The sequence below is a fragment of the Atopobium sp. oral taxon 810 str. F0209 genome, assembly GCF_000466405.1.
Classification (GTDB): domain Bacteria; phylum Actinomycetota; class Coriobacteriia; order Coriobacteriales; family Atopobiaceae; genus Olegusella.
On the sequence record NZ_KE952935.1, the window covers coordinates 1 to 17,834 of the forward strand.

Annotated in this window: 14 protein-coding genes and 1 pseudogene; 3 read left to right on the plus strand and 12 right to left on the minus strand. The window is 50.9% G+C overall.

Annotated elements, in window-relative coordinates; genetic code table 11:
- Positions 1 to 408 (plus strand): annotated as a pseudogene (locus HMPREF9069_RS09355) (hypothetical protein); the annotation flags it as partial.
- 199 nt (positions 409 to 607) lie between these two features.
- On the opposite strand, the gene HMPREF9069_RS00640 reads toward HMPREF9069_RS09355, so the two are convergent.
- The 4 genes from HMPREF9069_RS00640 to mfd form a co-directional block, all read right to left on the minus strand.
- Entirely contained in the window at positions 608 to 1,618 is a 1,011-nt protein-coding gene (locus HMPREF9069_RS00640; protein WP_021625145.1) for a Ppx/GppA phosphatase family protein, read from the minus strand.
- Positions 1,618 to 2,466, minus strand: coding sequence for an FtsB family cell division protein (locus HMPREF9069_RS00645; protein ID WP_035437890.1), 849 nt, complete (start codon positions 2,464 to 2,466; stop codon positions 1,618 to 1,620). Before HMPREF9069_RS00645 ends, HMPREF9069_RS00640 begins: the two co-directional genes overlap by 1 nt.
- Before the next feature lie 172 nt (positions 2,467 to 2,638).
- Complete coding sequence (mazG, locus tag HMPREF9069_RS00650) at positions 2,639 to 3,574, minus strand: nucleoside triphosphate pyrophosphohydrolase (RefSeq protein ID WP_021625147.1); 936 nt, start codon at positions 3,572 to 3,574, stop codon at positions 2,639 to 2,641.
- A gap of 35 nt (positions 3,575 to 3,609) precedes the next feature.
- The gene (gene mfd, locus HMPREF9069_RS00655; protein WP_021625148.1) at positions 3,610 to 7,095 is read right to left on the minus strand and encodes a transcription-repair coupling factor; all 3,486 of its coding nucleotides are present in this window, start codon (positions 7,093 to 7,095) and stop codon (positions 3,610 to 3,612) included.
- Positions 7,096 to 7,156: 61 nt separating this feature from the next.
- Here mfd and HMPREF9069_RS00660 point away from each other — a divergent pair, with 61 nt between their 5' ends.
- Positions 7,157 to 8,104 carry a YitT family protein gene (locus HMPREF9069_RS00660; RefSeq protein WP_232204009.1) on the plus strand — a complete coding sequence of 316 codons (948 nt, stop codon included), beginning with the start codon at positions 7,157 to 7,159 and terminating at the stop codon, positions 8,102 to 8,104.
- 116 nt (positions 8,105 to 8,220) lie between these two features.
- Here the strand turns inward: HMPREF9069_RS00660 and HMPREF9069_RS00665 are convergent, their stop codons facing one another.
- The 6 genes from HMPREF9069_RS00665 to HMPREF9069_RS00690 all read right to left on the minus strand — a co-directional run bounded on the left by HMPREF9069_RS00665 (position 8,221) and on the right by HMPREF9069_RS00690 (position 15,373).
- Positions 8,221 to 9,063, minus strand: coding sequence for a phosphatase (locus HMPREF9069_RS00665; RefSeq protein WP_021625150.1), 843 nt, complete (start codon positions 9,061 to 9,063; stop codon positions 8,221 to 8,223).
- Positions 9,064 to 9,104: 41 nt separating this feature from the next.
- Entirely contained in the window at positions 9,105 to 10,295 is a 1,191-nt protein-coding gene (locus HMPREF9069_RS00670; RefSeq protein WP_021625151.1) for a pyridoxal phosphate-dependent aminotransferase, read from the minus strand.
- Between the two features lie 256 nt (positions 10,296 to 10,551).
- Entirely contained in the window at positions 10,552 to 12,525 is a 1,974-nt protein-coding gene (gene ftsH / locus HMPREF9069_RS00675; protein WP_021625152.1) for an ATP-dependent zinc metalloprotease FtsH, read from the minus strand.
- Between the two features lie 127 nt (positions 12,526 to 12,652).
- Complete coding sequence (gene hpt / locus HMPREF9069_RS00680) at positions 12,653 to 13,204, minus strand: hypoxanthine phosphoribosyltransferase (RefSeq protein ID WP_035437892.1); 552 nt, start codon at positions 13,202 to 13,204, stop codon at positions 12,653 to 12,655.
- Positions 13,205 to 13,236: 32 nt separating this feature from the next.
- On the minus strand, positions 13,237 to 14,751 hold the full coding sequence (gene tilS, locus HMPREF9069_RS00685; protein ID WP_232204010.1) for a tRNA lysidine(34) synthetase TilS: 1,515 nt from the start codon (positions 14,749 to 14,751) through the stop codon (positions 13,237 to 13,239).
- 196 nt (positions 14,752 to 14,947) lie between these two features.
- Positions 14,948 to 15,373 carry an Hsp20 family protein gene (locus HMPREF9069_RS00690; RefSeq protein ID WP_035437894.1) on the minus strand — a complete coding sequence of 142 codons (426 nt, stop codon included), beginning with the start codon at positions 15,371 to 15,373 and terminating at the stop codon, positions 14,948 to 14,950.
- 261 nt (positions 15,374 to 15,634) lie between these two features.
- On the opposite strand from HMPREF9069_RS00690, the gene HMPREF9069_RS00695 reads away from it, so the two are divergent.
- Positions 15,635 to 16,087 (plus strand): hypothetical protein, encoded by a 453-nt coding sequence (locus HMPREF9069_RS00695; RefSeq protein WP_021625156.1) that lies wholly within the window; start codon positions 15,635 to 15,637, stop codon positions 16,085 to 16,087.
- A gap of 70 nt (positions 16,088 to 16,157) precedes the next feature.
- Here HMPREF9069_RS00695 and HMPREF9069_RS00700 read toward each other — a convergent pair whose 3' ends face one another.
- Both HMPREF9069_RS00700 and HMPREF9069_RS00705 read right to left on the minus strand, forming a co-directional pair.
- Positions 16,158 to 16,400, minus strand: a complete 243-nt coding sequence (locus HMPREF9069_RS00700; protein ID WP_021625157.1) for a hypothetical protein — start codon at positions 16,398 to 16,400, stop codon at positions 16,158 to 16,160.
- Between the two features lie 12 nt (positions 16,401 to 16,412).
- Positions 16,413 to 17,834: a PASTA domain-containing protein gene (locus HMPREF9069_RS00705; protein ID WP_021625158.1), complete on the minus strand. Its 1,422-nt coding sequence runs from the start codon at positions 17,832 to 17,834 to the stop codon at positions 16,413 to 16,415.

Below are 17,834 nucleotides of genomic sequence, written 5' to 3' on the forward strand. Positions count from 1 at the left end.
CGGGGGCGCGGTCGCGGCCCCGTCGGCGAGGGGCCCGGCGAGACGGGGCCGTTCCACTGCGACCCCAGGCGAAGCGACCAGAAGGGCGCCTGCGAGCGCAACCACGTCGAGATAAGGAAGCTGCCGCCCAAGGGCGCCGGCCTCAGGTTCGACCGGCTCTCCCCGGCCGACCTGGCGCTCGCGATGTCGCACGTGAACTCCGAGCCCCGCGGCGCGCTCGGCTTCACGACGCCCGCCCGCGCCTTCAGGGCGATGCTCGGGGACGACGCGGCGGCGCTGCCGGACGCCTACGGCGTGGAGGACGCGCCGCTCGGCGAGCTCGACCTGACGCCGGGGCTGATAGAGCGGGCGCGCGCAGAGGGGGGGGCGATGCCCCGCTGTCCTAGCCTAAAGGGAAAAACGGAATAGACGGACCGACCGTCCGGCTGAGTCCGGGAAGAGGTGCCGGGCGGAGGGCGGAGCATGGCCACCGGACCCATCGAAACACATCTCCACCGTTCCTTCAGCTGGGAAAATGCCGCCCCCGGGGCCTGGGAGGGGCCTCGGGGGCGTTCGGCTAACTGCGGGAATGGCCTATCCGCTCAATGTGTTCGGCTGAGATCGGAAATCAACCGAAATGAGTAAAGTTGGGTCTCCAACCCACAGCTGTCGTCTCTTCTCGAATAGCTGCGTCTAGCGTCAAGGACATGCCAACAAGCAAATCTGATTCACTTACTGTCAATGTCTCACAGCCCGTCTGTTTCATCAGCTCGCTTATAGCAACGCTGCCCGCAAGAATAACTGGCGCACGCTTTGTTTGCAGACCAGGAAGCTGTGCTCGCTCTTCCACAGTCAGGCCTGCAAGTTTTTCCTCTAAAGCACAAACCTGCTGATAGCCAAGCTCACCCAAATGCACGCGCGCGCTATCATAGGGTTCCAATTCAAGCGTCATTGCCACAAGCGAAGTCGCCGTACCACCACAAGCAAGCAATTTTTCTACCTGCAAATGTAAGGTATGTGCCTCTGCAATTACGGGTGCAAATTGTTCTGCGGCAAACTCATGCGCTGCACGCAAATCCTCCATACGAGCTGGCTCATGCTGGGAAAAATAGCGGTCGGTCAATCTACGACAGCCCACGTTGGTCGAGCGCACCAGCCCCATATCAAGTCCCGCTGCCGACAACACTCCCCAAGCAAGCTCGGTTGAGCCACCGCCATTATCTGCTACCAATAATTTGTGAGCAAAAAAATCCTGAGCAACACCCAAGAAGGTCAGTTGCCCTTCAACTTCACCGGGAATCACTTGAGGAAGAAGACCCAAGGCCTGTAGACGGTTCAGCAGCTCGTCAGAGTTGTCCGCATCACGAGCGGCACTCGTAAGTGTGCACACCGCACACTCTGCCCCAGCCTCTTGAGCTGTCGCAACATAAGCAGCAATACACTCACTTACATGATTGATGGCTGCAGAATCTAGCCTACCTGTCTTATCCACTCCCATACCAAGGTTGACAATGGTAGATTGCTTGGTGAGCGACACTACACGCCCCTTGTGCACTCGAGACAAAGCCAGACGCGCTGTCACCGTACCGATATCAATAACTGCCAACAGGCGATCAGCAGTATCCCCATCTGTAGCCATTAACCTAAATCCTCCCTGTGATACTGGAAGATAAAGTCGAGAAGTTTTTGCTGAAAAGACCCCGTATTGATGGTTTTGGTCTCCTCAGTTGGCTTGCGCGCATCCTGTGCACTTACGGTCTCGTTGCTTTTTTTGCTATCGCCACTGCCATCCAAGCCCTCAACCACAACGCCCGTCTCGCCCTGATTGACATAGCCGCGTTTGCGCGCTTCGTCCTCAATACCTTCGCTCGTTTGTAGGCGCTCAATATCACTCAACAACTCACCATTTTTATCTTTGAGCTGAGCGTACTGTGTTTTGAGATCCTCCTGAGTTCGACAGGCCACATAATAATCGCGCAAGGGAGGATACATCGCAAAGAAAAGCAAGACCACGATTGCAAGCGCAATACATCCTTTAATACGCCCTGGCGTTGCCGTCACAAAACCAACAATGCGCGCAGGAATACTCTGGCTTACGCGAGCGCGTTCTTTGCACTTTTCTTGCCGAATGCTCTCCTCTGCCTTAGCGCTACGACGCGCAGGCGCATGCTTATCGACCTTGGCACTAACGCCTGCAACATCCGAATGAGTAGCATCAGTCTTGTGTTTGTGAAACGGAAGAGAGGGTCTAAAATCCGCACCAGAGCGTTTGGAGCGTTTTGGCTGGGGTGTATTAATAACCTCACCAGGCAAAATACGACGTGGCCCCTCGGGCGGAAGTTCGTCTGGCGAGATTGGATTGTTACATGTAGGGGTTTTTTCAGACTCAGCCTCGCGCTTCGCCGCTGCACGGCGCGCGCGATCACGCTCGTAGGGATTCGAACTGCTGTAACGCAATCCGGGTAGCTCGATATTGCCCTGGCTCATGTCTGCTGCTTCGTTTCTGCATCGTATTTGACCAGCCGTCGCGAAATTCGTAACTCGCGATATGTTCATTATGCCGCAGCCACACGCCGTATTGTGACAAAGTTGAAAGACTAGACCATTTTTCCAAGCTCACACCAAATCAATCGTCACAATATGACAAAGGAAAGCCATACTATGTGCGCTCTTCTTGTTTGCTCTGCAACCAAAGATCCTCAAGTTGAGCAGCAGAAAGCTCAGAAATATCCTTGTCATTAGCTGTCGCAAGTTCTTCCATGCGAGCCCAGCGACGGCGAAACTTGCGATTGGAAGCGGCAAGTGCTGACTCAGCATCAATACCCTGCCAACGCGCAACGTTTACCAACGCAAAAAGCAAATCGCCAAATTCCTCAGCAGCAGCTTCGCTCCCCTGCTCTTCCGCCTCAAACTCTGCACGCTCTTCAGCTACCTTATTCCAGACGCCTGCCAAATCGTTCCACTCAAAGCCAGCCTTTGCCGCTCGTTTTGAGATCTTTTGAGCTTGCGCAAGTGCCGGTAAGCTCATCGGCACAGAGTCAAGGAGGCCTTGCTTCGCGTCAGCCTCCCTGGCTGCTGCTCGTTCATCTTGCTTTACACGATCCCAGATATCGAGTACCTTTCCTGCAGAATCCACCGCACCCAGTGCTGACGGGTCGCCAAAAACATGAGGATGACGGCGTATTAGTTTTTCGTTGAGCTCACGACATACATCATCAATATCAAAAAGGCCGCTACTACCGCCCGATACACCACCGTCCGCTGCAATCTGTGCGTGAAGCAAAACTTGTTCGAGCACATCTCCCAGCTCCTCGCGCAGATGAAGCTCATCATCATCCTCGATGCATTGCACTGCCTCGTAAGCTTCTTCGATCATATTGCGCGTGATGGAATGATGCGTTTGCACCTTATCCCAAGGACAACCATCGGGCTGGCGCAATCGCCAAATCATGCGCACAAGACGGTCGAATTGTGGATGTGTCATGGGAGCACCTTCGCGTCTGGCAATCTGTTCATCAATAGTCTTTGCAAGACCAGCACTATCGTCAGCGATACGAGTGGATCTTTGCACACCCTCTCTGTGTTGCTTTGTCATAGCTACCTCTCTATATGCAGATACGTTACGCGACGCTATTGCTCGTCTTCTTCTACGTCATCATTGCCACCAACCGCTTCAAGTACACCGAGTGCAGCAGGCATAACCTGTTCTTCCGACTCGTGGAAGGGGTAGACGAGTTTGTTCGTCTGGGGATAATACAGTCCGCGACACTCACGCACCCGCAGTGACATTTCGCGGCTCAGCTTGATACCGATATAAGTCAGCTTGCTTGCTGCCAAAGAAACTGACGTTACGCCCAAACGCGACGCACGGATACGAATGCGTGCACGGTCAAAAAGATTTCTCGCGGCCACAGGCATTGCACCATAGCGTCCCTCAAGCTCAATTTGCAGCTTATCGACCTCAGCCAATTCTTCGGCGCCTGCCAGTTTACGGTAGGTCAGTACACGACGATCAACCTCAGGCAAATATTCTTCCGCCAAGAAGTAATCCGCAGGCAAATTGATAGCAACTTCGGATTGAGCAAGATTCTCTTCGCTCGTCTCACCCCGCGCTTCAGCAACGGCCTGACCGAGCATCTGCGTAAAGAGGTCAAAACCAACGCTCGATAAATTACCATGCTGCTCTGCACCCACAAGTGACCCCGCACCGCGAATCTCCAAGTCACGCATAGCAATTTTCATGCCGCTACCAAGTTCTTGATACTCATGGATTGCAGTTAGGCGGTCAGTTGCCTCGGGGGTTAGAGGCTGCTCGGGCGGGAACATAAAGTAGGCATAAGCCTGAGTATGCCCACGCCCAACACGGCCCTTGAGCTGGTATAACTGCGCCAAACCCAAGCGCTGTGAGTCTTCAATAATCAAGGTGTTGGTATGTGGATTGTCGATACCGCTCTCAATGATAGTTGTCGCGATAAGAACATCGATGTCATGCGCTTCAAACTCCATCATGACATCCTCAACCTTAGAAGATGTCATCTTGCCGTGCGCCACACCAATGCGCGCCTCGGGCGCCGCTTCCATCACACGAGCAACCGCATCGCCAATAGTATGCACGCGATTTGATACGTAATATACCTGTCCCTTGCGTGCCATTTCCTCACGTATCGCCGCTGACACCACATTGGGATCATACTCCCCTACCGTCACAATAACCGGCAGTCTACCAGGAGGAGGCGTCATGATAAGACTCATATCACGCACGCCGCTCATCGCCATTTGCATCGTACGTGGAATAGGCGTAGCCGAAAGAGTGAGCACATCAACTTGCTCTCGTAGGTTTTTGAGCTGCTCTTTATGTTGGACACCAAAACGCTGCTCCTCGTCAATGATGACAAGGCCTAAATCATGGGGATTAACATCTGCCGATAGCAGGCGATGCGTACCAATGAGCACGTTAACCTTGCCCTCGGCAAAGTCCGCTATTGCACGACGCGTCTTTGCTGGCGTCACAAAGCGCGACAGCACACGCACATTAAGATCAAAGGGAGCAAAGCGAGCAAAGAAGGTCTCGTAGTGCTGTTGCGCCAAAATCGTCGTAGGACACAACACCATGACCTGCTTGCCATCTTGGCAGCACTTAAATGCAGCTCGCAAAGCAACTTCAGTTTTGCCAAAACCTACATCACCACAAAGTAGGCGGTCCATCGGACGATTGCTCTCCATATCCGCTTTGATGTCAGCGATGGCTGATTGTTGATCGTCCGTCAGCTCATAGGGGAAATTTGCTTCCATATCCAGCTGCGCTGGCGTATCTGGTGCAAAGGAATAGCCCGTCACCGTTGCACGACGCGTATAAAGATCCACCAAGTCAAAGGCGAGCTTTTTTGCTGAAGCGCGCGCTTTGTTTGTCGCACGACTCCAGTCGGCGGTATTAAGTCTTGTCAAGCGCGGAGAAGCACCGTCTGCACCCACATAGCGTGTCAGACGATCAGCCTGCTCTATAGGCACAAACAACAAATCGCCCGCAGCATATTCCAGACGGAAGAAATCCGATGGTGCGCCAAAGTCGCTTCTACGCTCAATCGCAGCAAAAAGCGCAACGCCATGAGTTTCATGCACCACATAGTCCCCCGGCTTAAAGGGAAAGCTCACTTCTGTAGGATCAATGTGACGACTGCGATGGCGTTTGCGCTTGGCTGTACGCGAAGTTAAGTCAGACACAGAAAGCAGTGCGAGACGAGCCGAAGGCAATACAACGCCTGCAGGCACAGGTGCATCAATAAAATTCACCATGCCAGCTTTGAGCGGACGGGCTGACACATTGGCATCAGGCGACTCTATTGGCACTTGATTTTCGGGATCGGCACCAAGTGTTTCGCAAAAAGCAATATGCTCTGCTGAGAAGGTCTGCTCCAATGCTTCGCGTGCACGACGATCGGGCATAGCAAAAAGCACAGTACTACCGTTACTCAGTAACTCGCGAACACGGCCAAGCAAACGCGTATCTGTGCCCGCAATGCTAGGCTGCTTAACTTCAATCTGAGCGGTTACCGTACCCCCAGCACGAAGGATGGACGAGAGCGACAAGCGTTGTTGCTTACCAAAATCTAGGTCACGAGGCGCGGTATAGAGTTCGGAAATATCAATACGCTTGGCATTGGCTGTGGCGCTCACCTCTTCATAGCTGCGCATACAATCATCAAACAACGCACGAGGCTCCGCAAGAACAACCAGCATATCTTTACTCATGTGCTCCAGCGGGCTGCTCGTTTTGCCGTAAAGCTGGGGCAGGTAACGTTCAAGCGTTGGATCAGCCGCACGCTGCTGGATAAGCTCCAAGTCAGCCGCAATATCGGTTGAATCTTGCGCAGCGTTATAGAGTGCACGGCTAGCATTGGCAACCGTACGGTCAGTAAGTGCCAGCTCACGGCAGGGTGCTACCGTTACACCTTCGAGTTCGCCAATGGTTTGACCTGTTGAGACCACCATGCGACGCACACGGTCAATCTCATCGCCAAAAAACTCAATACGAACAGGGCTGGTAGCCTGGGCTGGAAACACATCAATCGCATCACCATGCGGATAAAAGAGACCAGGAGTATCAACTTGCCCTGCTTCTCCAGCATCGGAATAACCCATGCTTACAAGAATGCGAGTAGCCTCACCAAACTCAACTTCATCGCCAATATCAAATCTTGCACTCGCAAAATAATCCGAACCATACGGTGGCACACGACGAAGTAAAGCATGAGCACTCGTCACCACAATAACCTGCTCGCCCACAGAAAGTTTGGCTACTGCTTGGCAGCGCGCCCCAATTACTGCTTGATCGGGTTGCTTGTCAGACCATGGGTAATCACGCCGATCGGGATAGCGCAAAACACGCTCTTGCCCCAACCAAGCAGCAAGCGAACGAGCGGCAAGATCAGCCGCATCCTCACCTGGCACTACAAAAAGACAGGGCCTTGGATTTTGCGCCCATAGTGCTGCCACCATCAATGGACGTGCAGACTGCGCAACCGCAAGCGTCGCGTCTTGACCAGCGCACAACTCCTGCAAAAGAGGTTTTAATTCAGGGGCAGCCAACAGCCGCCGAGAAACACGATTTATTAGCATGGAAACATGGTACCATTCGACGAAAGCAGCTATAGGCAGGACGACAGAAAGGAACGAAATCTTGAGCGGTAAGCTCACTGATAAGGCACTGGAATTCGCGCGCTACCGAAGTGTGCGCAGGATAGTCACCAGCATTGCCGTTATATGTTCTGCTCTGCTTCAGGCTTTTGTATTGCAAGTATTTATCCGCCCTTCGGAGCTCTTGTCCAGCGGCTTTACAGGACTTGCAATTCTCATAGACCGCATTGCTGCCTTGGGCGGTTTTTCCTTTCCAACTTTTGTGGGTATGATCGCGCTCAATATACCCGTTGCTCTTATATGCTGGCGACACATTTCACATCGTTTTGTTATTTTTTCGAGTATGCAAGTCGTACTTGCGTCAATGTTTTTGCAGTTGTTGCACTTTCAGCCATTGATGAACGAAACTGTGCTCAATGTTGTTTTTGGCGGAGTGTTATACGGTCTTTCTATCGCAATCGCACTTAAGGGTGGTGCATCTACCGGCGGTACCGATTTTATTTCTATGATGGTGGCAAAACGTACCGGCAAGACCATTTGGTCTTATGTTTTTGCAGGTAATTGCCTTATGTTGGTGATTTTTGGATGGCTTTTCGGCTGGGAAAACGCTGCATGGTCCATCGTTTTTCAGTATCTTTCAACTCATACCATCTCGGCTTTTTATCACCGCTACGAACGCGTGACTTTACAAATTACCACTCGCCTACCCATGCAGATTCTCACTGCCTACCAATCGCACTATCGCCATGGCGCTTCCGTAATGAATGGCTACGGTGGTTATTCACATAAAAAGATGTGGATGATTACTACTGTAGTGTCCGCATATGAGCAGGACGAAATCATACATCTCGTCCGAACAGTCGATCCTCGTGCAGTAATCAACGTTATGCGTACCGAAGCCTTCGTCGGAGGTTTTTATCGTGGCTCAATTGACGAGCCTGTACCTGCCGCATTGCCTCGCGATGATGGTGACATCACGATTGAGGGTTAAGAGCAATCAGGGATTGCGAGCTTCACTACCCCACAATCCCCAAATATACTTTTCCTGAATCCTGCTCTGACAAATTTGTCGTTTGTTTTTAGGGCTCTGCGTTGACCCCAGTCTCTTTATGCAGGCGGAATAATTGTGCCCGCCAATGCAAGACCCGCGTCACTCAATGCTTGCTCAAAGGCTTTGGCCGAACGCGTTGCAATCAACTCAGCTGGAAAATCAATCTCATCTAAAAGCATGGGAGCCTGCTGCAGACGACCCACGGTATAAGCTATATGTGCGTCAGTATTGACAGCAATCTGCACGCCCATCTCAGCGCAACACTCAGCGATCTTGCGACAATTATTGCGCACGTTAGGGTTGTAATACGAAGCAAAGCTATGCTCATTGATTTCAATTACCTTGTGCAAATCATGTGCTACTGTTAGCAGCACGTCAATATCAAATGGCACTCCTGAACGACCTGTATGCCCCAAGATAAAGACTTTGGGATCTTCAAGTGCATGTATGTACATTTCTGTCGCCTGTGTGATGCTCGCATTTTCGGTAAAGACTTTGCCGTGCACACTGGCGATAACGTAGTCGCACTCCTCAAAGGCATATTCCTTAAGTGTCATCGGCTTGATAGGAGTGTCAACTATGTTCTTGTCATAGGTCGTATCCCAACCAAACAAGTGACCATCAAGATCAACAATATCCGCCTCGCAACCATGCAACAAACGCACGCCATGCCAGTCACGCGGCCAGCAATGGAAATTAGCAAAATATTGAAAATTGCGGATATTACGGCTCTCAAACAGCATGTCTGAAAAGTGCTCAGTGATGCCTAGTAGCTCCAAGCCACGATCGGCTGCCGCACGCACATTTTCCTCGACTGTCGAATAGGCATGACGGGAGTAGACGGTATGCGTGTGCGCATCACAAGCATAGCGTCGCTCCTGCGTAGATGAAGCTACCATACTTACTTACCCCTTATCTTGCTCGAATGACAATCGCTGACTTAGCTGTCCTGCTCGTAACTTTCCTTGAGCTGCTTCCAAGCAGGCATCGAATTAACAATGGTCTCATAGCTCACGCAATAACCTAAACGCACCCAGCCCTTGCAACCAAAACTAGTGGAAGGCACAGGCAACAGTTCAAAGGATTTTGCACGCTCAAAGAAAGCTTCATCATCAGGTTCTAGCGCCTGAACCCATAGATAGAAAGCGCCTTGTGGCTCAATAAAGTGATAGCCCAGCTTGGAAAGACCTGAGGTAAGGGCAACGCGATTTTTTGCATAAGCATCAACATCTGCAGGCAGCTCAACGCAATCTGCGAGCACGCGCTGGAAAAGCGCTGGCGCGCAAACAAAACCCAACTTACGGCCAGCTCCCGCTACTGCAGGCACAAGATAATCGTGATCAGGGTTTGACTGAGGCACATACACCCAACCAATACGCTCACCTGGCAGTGATAACGCTTTGGAATAGCTGTATGCCACAATGGTGCGCTCATAATAGCCAGGAACCCAAGGTACCATTGCACCATAAACAATTTCGCGATAAGGCTCATCAGAAATCAAATATATTGTGCTGCCGTACTCCGTCTCTTTGCGCTGGAGCACACCCGCGAGGTCGGCAAGGTTGTTGGCAGAATAAACTGAACCCACAGGATTATTGGGTGAGTTGATAATTATTGCTTTGGTTCGAGCTGTAATAGCTGCCTCAACTGCCGCGGTATCAATTTGGAAGTTTTTTTGATTTGCAGGGACCTCGATACAAGTAGCACCTGCGGTCTCAATCCACACGCGATATTCGGGAAAATACGGAGTGATGACGATAACCTCATCACCAGCGTTGACCACAGCATGCAAGCTCAGTGTTATTGAGGCTGCAGCACCACAGGTTAGATACAAATCAGCAGCATCCGCTGTGCATTCGTAGCGACGCGCAAGGGACTCAGCAACTTTTTCGCGCACAAACAGCAGGCCGTTACCAGGAGTATAACCATGCAGCTGCATGCTTGGGAGTTCGAGCGCACGCTCAATTGATGCCCGTACCTCAACTGGAGCGGGGACTGAAGGGTTGCCTAGCGAAAAATCAAAGACTTTTTCGGCACCAATCTTTGCCTTGCGGGCAGCACCATATGCAGCAATTTCGCGGATGGAAGATTTGGAAGCACCAAACGAGTAGCTTTGTTGATTGATAGTCATGCGAATCCCTTCTGACGGCGCATGTAACTACCATTGTAGTCTCTTTACTTTGCACTGCCATGTGCCCTGGCCTTGTGCTCAATACCCTCACGAAGCTGGGATTACTTACTTAGATATGAGTATGCTTTTCTTTGTCGTAATAAAACTACCCCCAGAAATCCGCAGTTAGAAAGCTTGCGGATTTCTGGGGGCGATGTTTTCTACTACTTCTGATACACATCTGCCTAATTACGCATCAGAGACAGGACCCATCTTTTTACTCATGAGTATTGTCATCAAGCAAAGAGCTGTTTTCGGATCCGAGAAGATAATCTGTACTGAGTCCAAGATCAAGACCAGGGATTGAAGAATTTGCGGCAGCAGCCTCCTGAGCGGAATATTCATCCCAAGTCCCTGCCAAAAGTGCATCCAGCACGGGACCCTCGACTGTTTCACGCTCCAACAAAACCTCAGCCATTTGATCCATCTGTTTGCGACGAGCACTCAGTACCGCGGTTGCACGATCATGTGCTTCGCGCATGATGCGTTCCACCTCATCATCAATACGTTTAGCCGTTTCCGCAGAGTAGTCCTGCTTGTCAGCCAAATCTCGACCAAGGAATACCTCATGCTGGGCTTCACCAAATACCTGAATGCCGAGCGAGTCACTCATGCCATAACGCGTGACCATGCTACGCGCAAGCTTGGTTGCACGTTCAATATCATTGCTAGCACCTGTCGTAATGTCCTCACAAAACAGCTCCTCAGCGGTACGGCCACCAAGCAGTGTTGCCAAGTCATCCAGCATGGCATTGCGCGTCTGCAGGAAATGGTCTTCCTCAGGAAGCTGCATCGTATAACCCAGCGCCTGACCACGGGGGATAATCGTAATCTTGTGTACGGGGTTAGAGTTTTCCAGTACGTGACCAACCAGTGCGTGGCCAGACTCATGATAAGCAATGGTTTTACGCTCTTGTTCGGTCATCACACGCGTACGGCGCTCAGGACCAGCAATAACGCGTTCCATAGCTTCCTGAATTTCTGCCATACTTATTTGCTCCTTGTGTAGGCGAGCAGCAAGCAGAGCAGCTTCATTCATAAGGTTGGCCAAATCAGCACCCGAAAAACCGGGGGTCAGTTTTGCGATGCGTTTGTAATCAACATCTTTAGCTAAGGGCTTATTAGCGCCATGTACACGCAGAATTTTTTCGCGGCCAAGTACATCGGGCCTATCCACCGTCACCGTACGGTCAAAACGACCTGGACGCAACAAAGCTGGATCCAAGACATCGGGACGGTTGGTCGCAGCAATCAAAATAACTGCGGTATTGTCCTCAAAGCCATCCATTGCCACCAACAGCTGATTTAACGTCTGCTCGCGTTCGTCGTGTCCGCCGCCCAAGCCAGCACCGCGCTGACGTCCTACAGCATCAATCTCGTCGATGAATACGATTGCAGGGGCTGCAGCTTTTGCTTGTTTAAACAAGTCACGCACGCGGCTCGCGCCAACACCCACAAACATCTCAACAAAGTCCGAACCTGAGATGGAGAAGAAAGGTACGCCCGCCTCACCGGCAACTGCCTTGGCAAGCAAGGTCTTACCCGTTCCTGGAGGCCCAACCAACAGTACACCATGGGGAATCTTGGCACCCATTTTTTGATAACGTTCTGGCTCTTTGAGAAAATCGCGAACCTCTTTGAGCTCCTCCACAGCCTCATCAATGCCTGCTACATCACTAAACTTTGTCTTGGGTCGTGACTCTTCCGTAGTGAGTGCCTTGGTCTGACCAAATTGCATCGACTTGCTATTCTGGCTGGCAATTTGCCTCATGAAGTACACAAAAACCAGCACAAGCGCAACCGTTGGCAACACTGACACCAAAATCGTCTGCAACAGCGAGTCATCCCTTGTGTCAACCTTAAACTCCACTTTGGGATGCTTTTCCATCAGATTGTCTAGGCTGTCAGCACCCACGTAGTAGCTCTTAAACTGGCTAAGTTCCTTGGTGTTGCCTTTAACCTTTTTGTTGGAATGATACTTACCAGTCAGACTACCGTCCGCCGTCTTGTAGGTAACCTCAACTACACGATCTTCCTTTACCGCAGCCACAAACTGACTGGTAGAAAGTGTTTCTTCTTTTGCCGCAGAGCTTAGGTTATTGAACATACCAAAGGCAAGATACGCGCAAAAAGCCAACGCAACAATAAGATACGCAGGACTAATACGACGACCATGACGCGGGTCAGGCATCCCATTAAACGGATCTTCTGGAAGGCTTGGCTTACGCGGATCGTCAGGGAAATGATGTTCTGACACGAATAAATCTCCTTACTAAAACGCGCTCGAAACTTTGTCCCGACGCGTCCCAATGGTAAAGCTACTCGCCATAAACCTCGGGTTTGAGCACACCAATATAAGGGAGGTTGCGATAGCGCTCAGCAAAATCGAGACCATAGCCAACAATAAATGAATCGGGCACATGTGTACCTACATAGGTTGGAGCAACCGCAGGCTTTTTGCCCTCAATATCCTTAACCGCAAAGGTAGCCACACGCACTGATGCCGGATTGCGCGACTGCAGCATACGGATCAGGTAACTCAGCGTCAAACCAGAATCCAAAATATCCTCAACAATGAGAACATCACGGCCTTCAATCTTGGTATCGAGGTCCTTAACAATGCGCACAACACCAGAGGACTTCACACCATCGCCGTAACTTGACACAGCCATAAAGTCGACCGACATCGGACACTCTATTGCGCGAATCAAATCAGCGGTAAATACAACCGCTCCACGCAGCACAGCCACCAACAAGGGGTTTTTGCCCTCATAGTCCTTGGTAATCTCGGCACCCATGCGGGATACGATACTACGAATATCATCCTCGGAAAGCAGAACGCTCTCGATATCAGGATGTTGCTCTGCCATGATTTCCTCCTTTGGCATGTGGTACTGCCACACTAAACCTGACCGCCAGGCAAGTCTTCTGTTGCAATAATGTCCAATTCTAGCAGCTCACGCGTATGAGACGTGCAACGGACACGTTCATCCGCCCGTATACCCGCAATCCAAACAATCTGTCCTCTCGGACCCGTACGCAAAATCGGCACACCAGCGCGATCTGCAGCTGGAATTTTTGCTTCATTAAGCAAATCAGAAAGTTTTTTTGACTGTCCATGCATTCCCAAAGGACAAAGTACATCCCCTGCGCTCGGTGCATCTACCCAAAGACGTCCTCCTCGCTCGGGATCAACCCCACAGGCAACAGCATCCAGCAGTACCGATGCACCAGCCCATTCTTTACCATGCGCGCGCGCTAATGCAACAGGATCGGCACCACGCGGAACTGTGGCAAGTCGAGCCACCAAAGTACGCCCACCTGACAAGCTCAAGGTACCACGCGCATCAGGGGCAGTTGTGATTACATGCGGAGAAGGAACCTCCAGCCATGCAGCAAGCTCACCAGCCGCCTCTATACGACGTGCTCTCACAAATAGCAGACCATATTCCACGCGGGCGTCAATGCCTTCTACCACCTGAACAGAACCACTACCCGCAGCAACTAACTGCAAAAGCGCATTAATATGTCGTGCTTCAACACGTGCGCCCGGTGCCAATCGCGCAATAACCTGCTTGACTACACGACGCGCAATCACCACCTCAGATGCCGCGAGTCTCCCTGCATCCAGCGCAATCATGCCTCCGTCCTGTCTACGCGTCAGTTCGCGCAAAGCTCGCGCCGCCAGCTGGGTCAAATATGCATCTTCATCAGACAAAATATCGCAGGTCGCAGACAAAGTAGTACTCAAGCGAGCATTCCGCTCCTTTGCCACAGGCAATAGCTTGTGCCGTACATAGGAGCGCAGATAGCGTGTGTCAGAATTAGTCTTATCCTCACGCCACACAATCCCCCGCATAGTCAGCAGATTGCAAAGCTCATCATGCTCAAAATCCAACAACGGACGCACGATGTGATTACGCCTACGCGGGATAGATGCGAGGCCTGCAGGCCCCGTCCCGCGCAACGCATTCATAAAAAATGTTTCAGCACGGTCATCTGCGGTATGGGCTGTCAAAATTCGAGCAGCCGACCTAGGAGTCCCCGCCTTATCCGAAAGCATATTGGCAAGCTCTGCTGCTGCCGCATAACGCAACTCGCGACCCGCATTTTCTACATTACCATCGCCCGCCGCCGCTAGCGCTGCAACATCAGCACGTCGCACCGTACAAGGAATCCCGTAGCGCAAAGCCAGCTCACAAACAAACTCTTCATCCTCTTGTGCGTCAATACCGCGCAATTGGTGATTGACATGCAGCACATGCAGACGTTCACGCGCAATATGCGCCTTGCCACGTCCATCAGCTATATCAAGAGTGGAGTTTGCCGCCAGCACAAGCAAAGCTGTCGAGTCGGCACCGCCCGAGACCATGAGCACCACCGGTGCCTTCAAATCACTAAGCTCATCCATTGGCATATTTACCCCTTGCGCAGCGCTCCGCCTTGGGGTGATATCTGCATATCTACTAGCAACGCTTGGCATCAACTCAACCTTTCCTTGCGTGGAAGTCCTAGTCTACTGAACTAATTGCGCACAAAAAGCTCCACGCATAAGAAAACGGCCCGAGACCAAATCTCGGGCCGTCCTACCACATTCAGCACCTAATCAACATCTAGTCAATCGAAACCTTAGTAACGTTGTTTTGCTCGACCTGCTTGGGCACGTTAATCGTCAATACACCCTCAGCGAGCTTGGCGCTAATGCCTGAGGTGGCTGCGTCCTTAAGATACACTCCACGGGTTGCATGCCACTCACTGGTTTCCTTGTGCAGATAATTCTTGGTCTTTTGCTCATCAGACTCTACATGGTTTACCGAAACCGAGAGACGTCCTTCATTGAGCTCGACATCCACCTCGTCCTTCTTTACACCAGGTACATGAGCAGTTACAACATACGCTTCGCCGGCATCCTCAACGTCCATCTTGAACACGCCGTCATCGGAAATGGTGGGCATCTTAAAGAGCTCATCCCAATCGCCAAACGGCCACATCGAGCGGGCAAGCCTGTTGTAATTGTTGTAAGGAATCATGTTCGTCATGACAATCACTCCTTTTTTACGTGCGACGCAGCACTTGCTGTGTCTTTGGTTGTCACTATTAAGTATTCCCAGAATGGAATTCTTTATACACATAGACAAAGGTTTTCTTATCTACATATACGCAATAAATCTAAGTATTTCTATATCAGATATTAGAATCTATCTTGTGAGAGCTTTACGCAGAGCAGGAATTTAGACTGGGTACTGCGTTAGAATGACGGTGATTCGACAACATCGGAATTCACAGCAAGAAGGACGCATATGAGCGACCTCGAACAGATTCCCACCAATACATCCACTCCTGCTGACAAGCAGCCACCCACTCCTGCCGCAACGAACAAGCAGGCTCCTACGCGCCCTGCCTATGTTCGTCCCCGCAAACCTCATATCACTCAGGATGCCATCGACGACCTGAGCCAAGACGATGGTTTTAGTGGGAATAGCGGTTATACACACGACTCAAATATCACAGTCAGTGGGGCAACGCCTTTTGCGGGCCGTTCTTATCGACGCTCGCGCGCTGATATTGGCAAACTCAAGCGTGACTCACATTATGGTCAGTACTTACAAATTCCCAAAGGCAGACGCTCAATTTTTGTATCGCGTGAGCGAGCCCGTCGCCGCAATTCAATCATTGCGATGACGCTCATTGTGCTGGCCTTGTTGGCTGTCATTGCTTTTGCCATCAAACTCATCTTGAGCAGCGTCCACTAAGCAAGTCCTTCTTTATCATGGGTTACCAAACCCATTGAAAGAGACGGCGGTGTACGGCTATCCCCATCTACTAATGCCAAGGATCACTTTGGAAGAGTGGCTCGGGTTCAGCTGGCCTATCCGAAAATGGGTCATATCCATCATCATCTTCGTTTTCTGCACGTAGATAGGGGGAATTTGGTTTTTGAGATGAAGGCGTAGTGGCATGAGAAGCAGGCTTTGCAACAGGCTTGGCAATATGTTTTGACATCGTTTCCTCGCCCACAGGTTCAACCTGTATTCCAGTCGATTCAAGTTCTTTTTCGTCTGTCATTTGCCAGTCCTCCTATGCATACATATCGACATAGGCCACAAAATCGCAAATCTTGTTGCCATTACCCGACATGTCATAGTCGCCATACAGACTCGTCGGTACATAAGTAACAACTACACGCACTTCATCGGAATCCTTCTTGACCTGAGCAATCAACACTGTCCAGGTATAATCGCCCTCTGTGCCGCTCATGCAACTAAATTTACGGCCGTCCTTCTTTGGCAAATCTTTGACCTTAGATGGCATGGTTATCGTATCTTCGGTGCAGCTTGCACTTGCATTACTAAGGCCGCATTCAGACATGACTGCATAGATCGCATCACTGCCCAAGCCCTTTGCCGAACTTGGGATCTCCGAGGATGCATACTCGTAGCGCACACCGCTAAAGTCGGCACCACCAGAAACTACATCTCCTTGCGAGACATGGTTTTTATTGACGCCACCGGCCTCACCATGTCCACCTTCTTTGGAACCAGACGCATCAAAGTTATGGTCAAAAGGATTTGAACACAGTCTCAGATTTGACTGCCCGTTGGAATAGAGTGCCTGTGCATCACCACGGGCGTCTATGTAGCCGCCCTTATAAGCAAAACCTTGCATGCCTAAAAACTCTGCAACATCACTCGGGCGATGGCGGAAATACTCAGCAAATTGCTTGATACCTGATGGATAGGGATAAGACACACTCAGTATAACCTTGGTGTCTTCCTTAATCTCACTACCTGCTCCAGGATCGGTTGCAACAACACTGTGACCGTCTTTGTCGGATTTTACATAGTCTTTCTTATAAGCAATACCTATGTCATCAAGGGCCTTCATGGCCTGTGACTCGTTTTTACCTACAAGATCGGGCATCGTACGTACGGTCGAAACGGTCAGCCTAATCTCCTGATCGGAGGTAAACGCTGTTCCTGCCTTTGGCTCAACTGCCAATACTCTACCCGCTTCTTTTGTAGAGGGTTGACGTAAAACTTTTATGTTGTTTGCACCAGCATCTTTGAGCTTTTGCTGCGCATCTTCCAGCCTCGTACCCACCACTTCGGGCATCACGCGGGCTTCACCAATCCAGATAGTCACCTCAGTGCCTTTTGCACGACGTTCGCCCGCAGGAGGCGTCTGCCCTACAACCAAGCCAACGCCCGTATCGGTAACTTTTGTTTTTTCGTTTATCTTAAATCCCAAGTCAGAAAGCTGTTTTTTTGCTTTGTCAACTTTTTCATTGCGTACCGAGGGAATGGTATGACCACCCCAAAGCTCTGCCCCATAAGAAACAAAAGCGGCAGTCGCAGCCAAAAGAACAATAAGCAGCGAAAAAGCCACCACCAAACGCTTGTGAGACTTTGCCCGCTGACGCTTGGCTTCAGCCTCAACCGTAATATCGTTTACCTCACGAATATGAGGGCGCACTGTTGTCTCATCATTGCTGTTATTCAT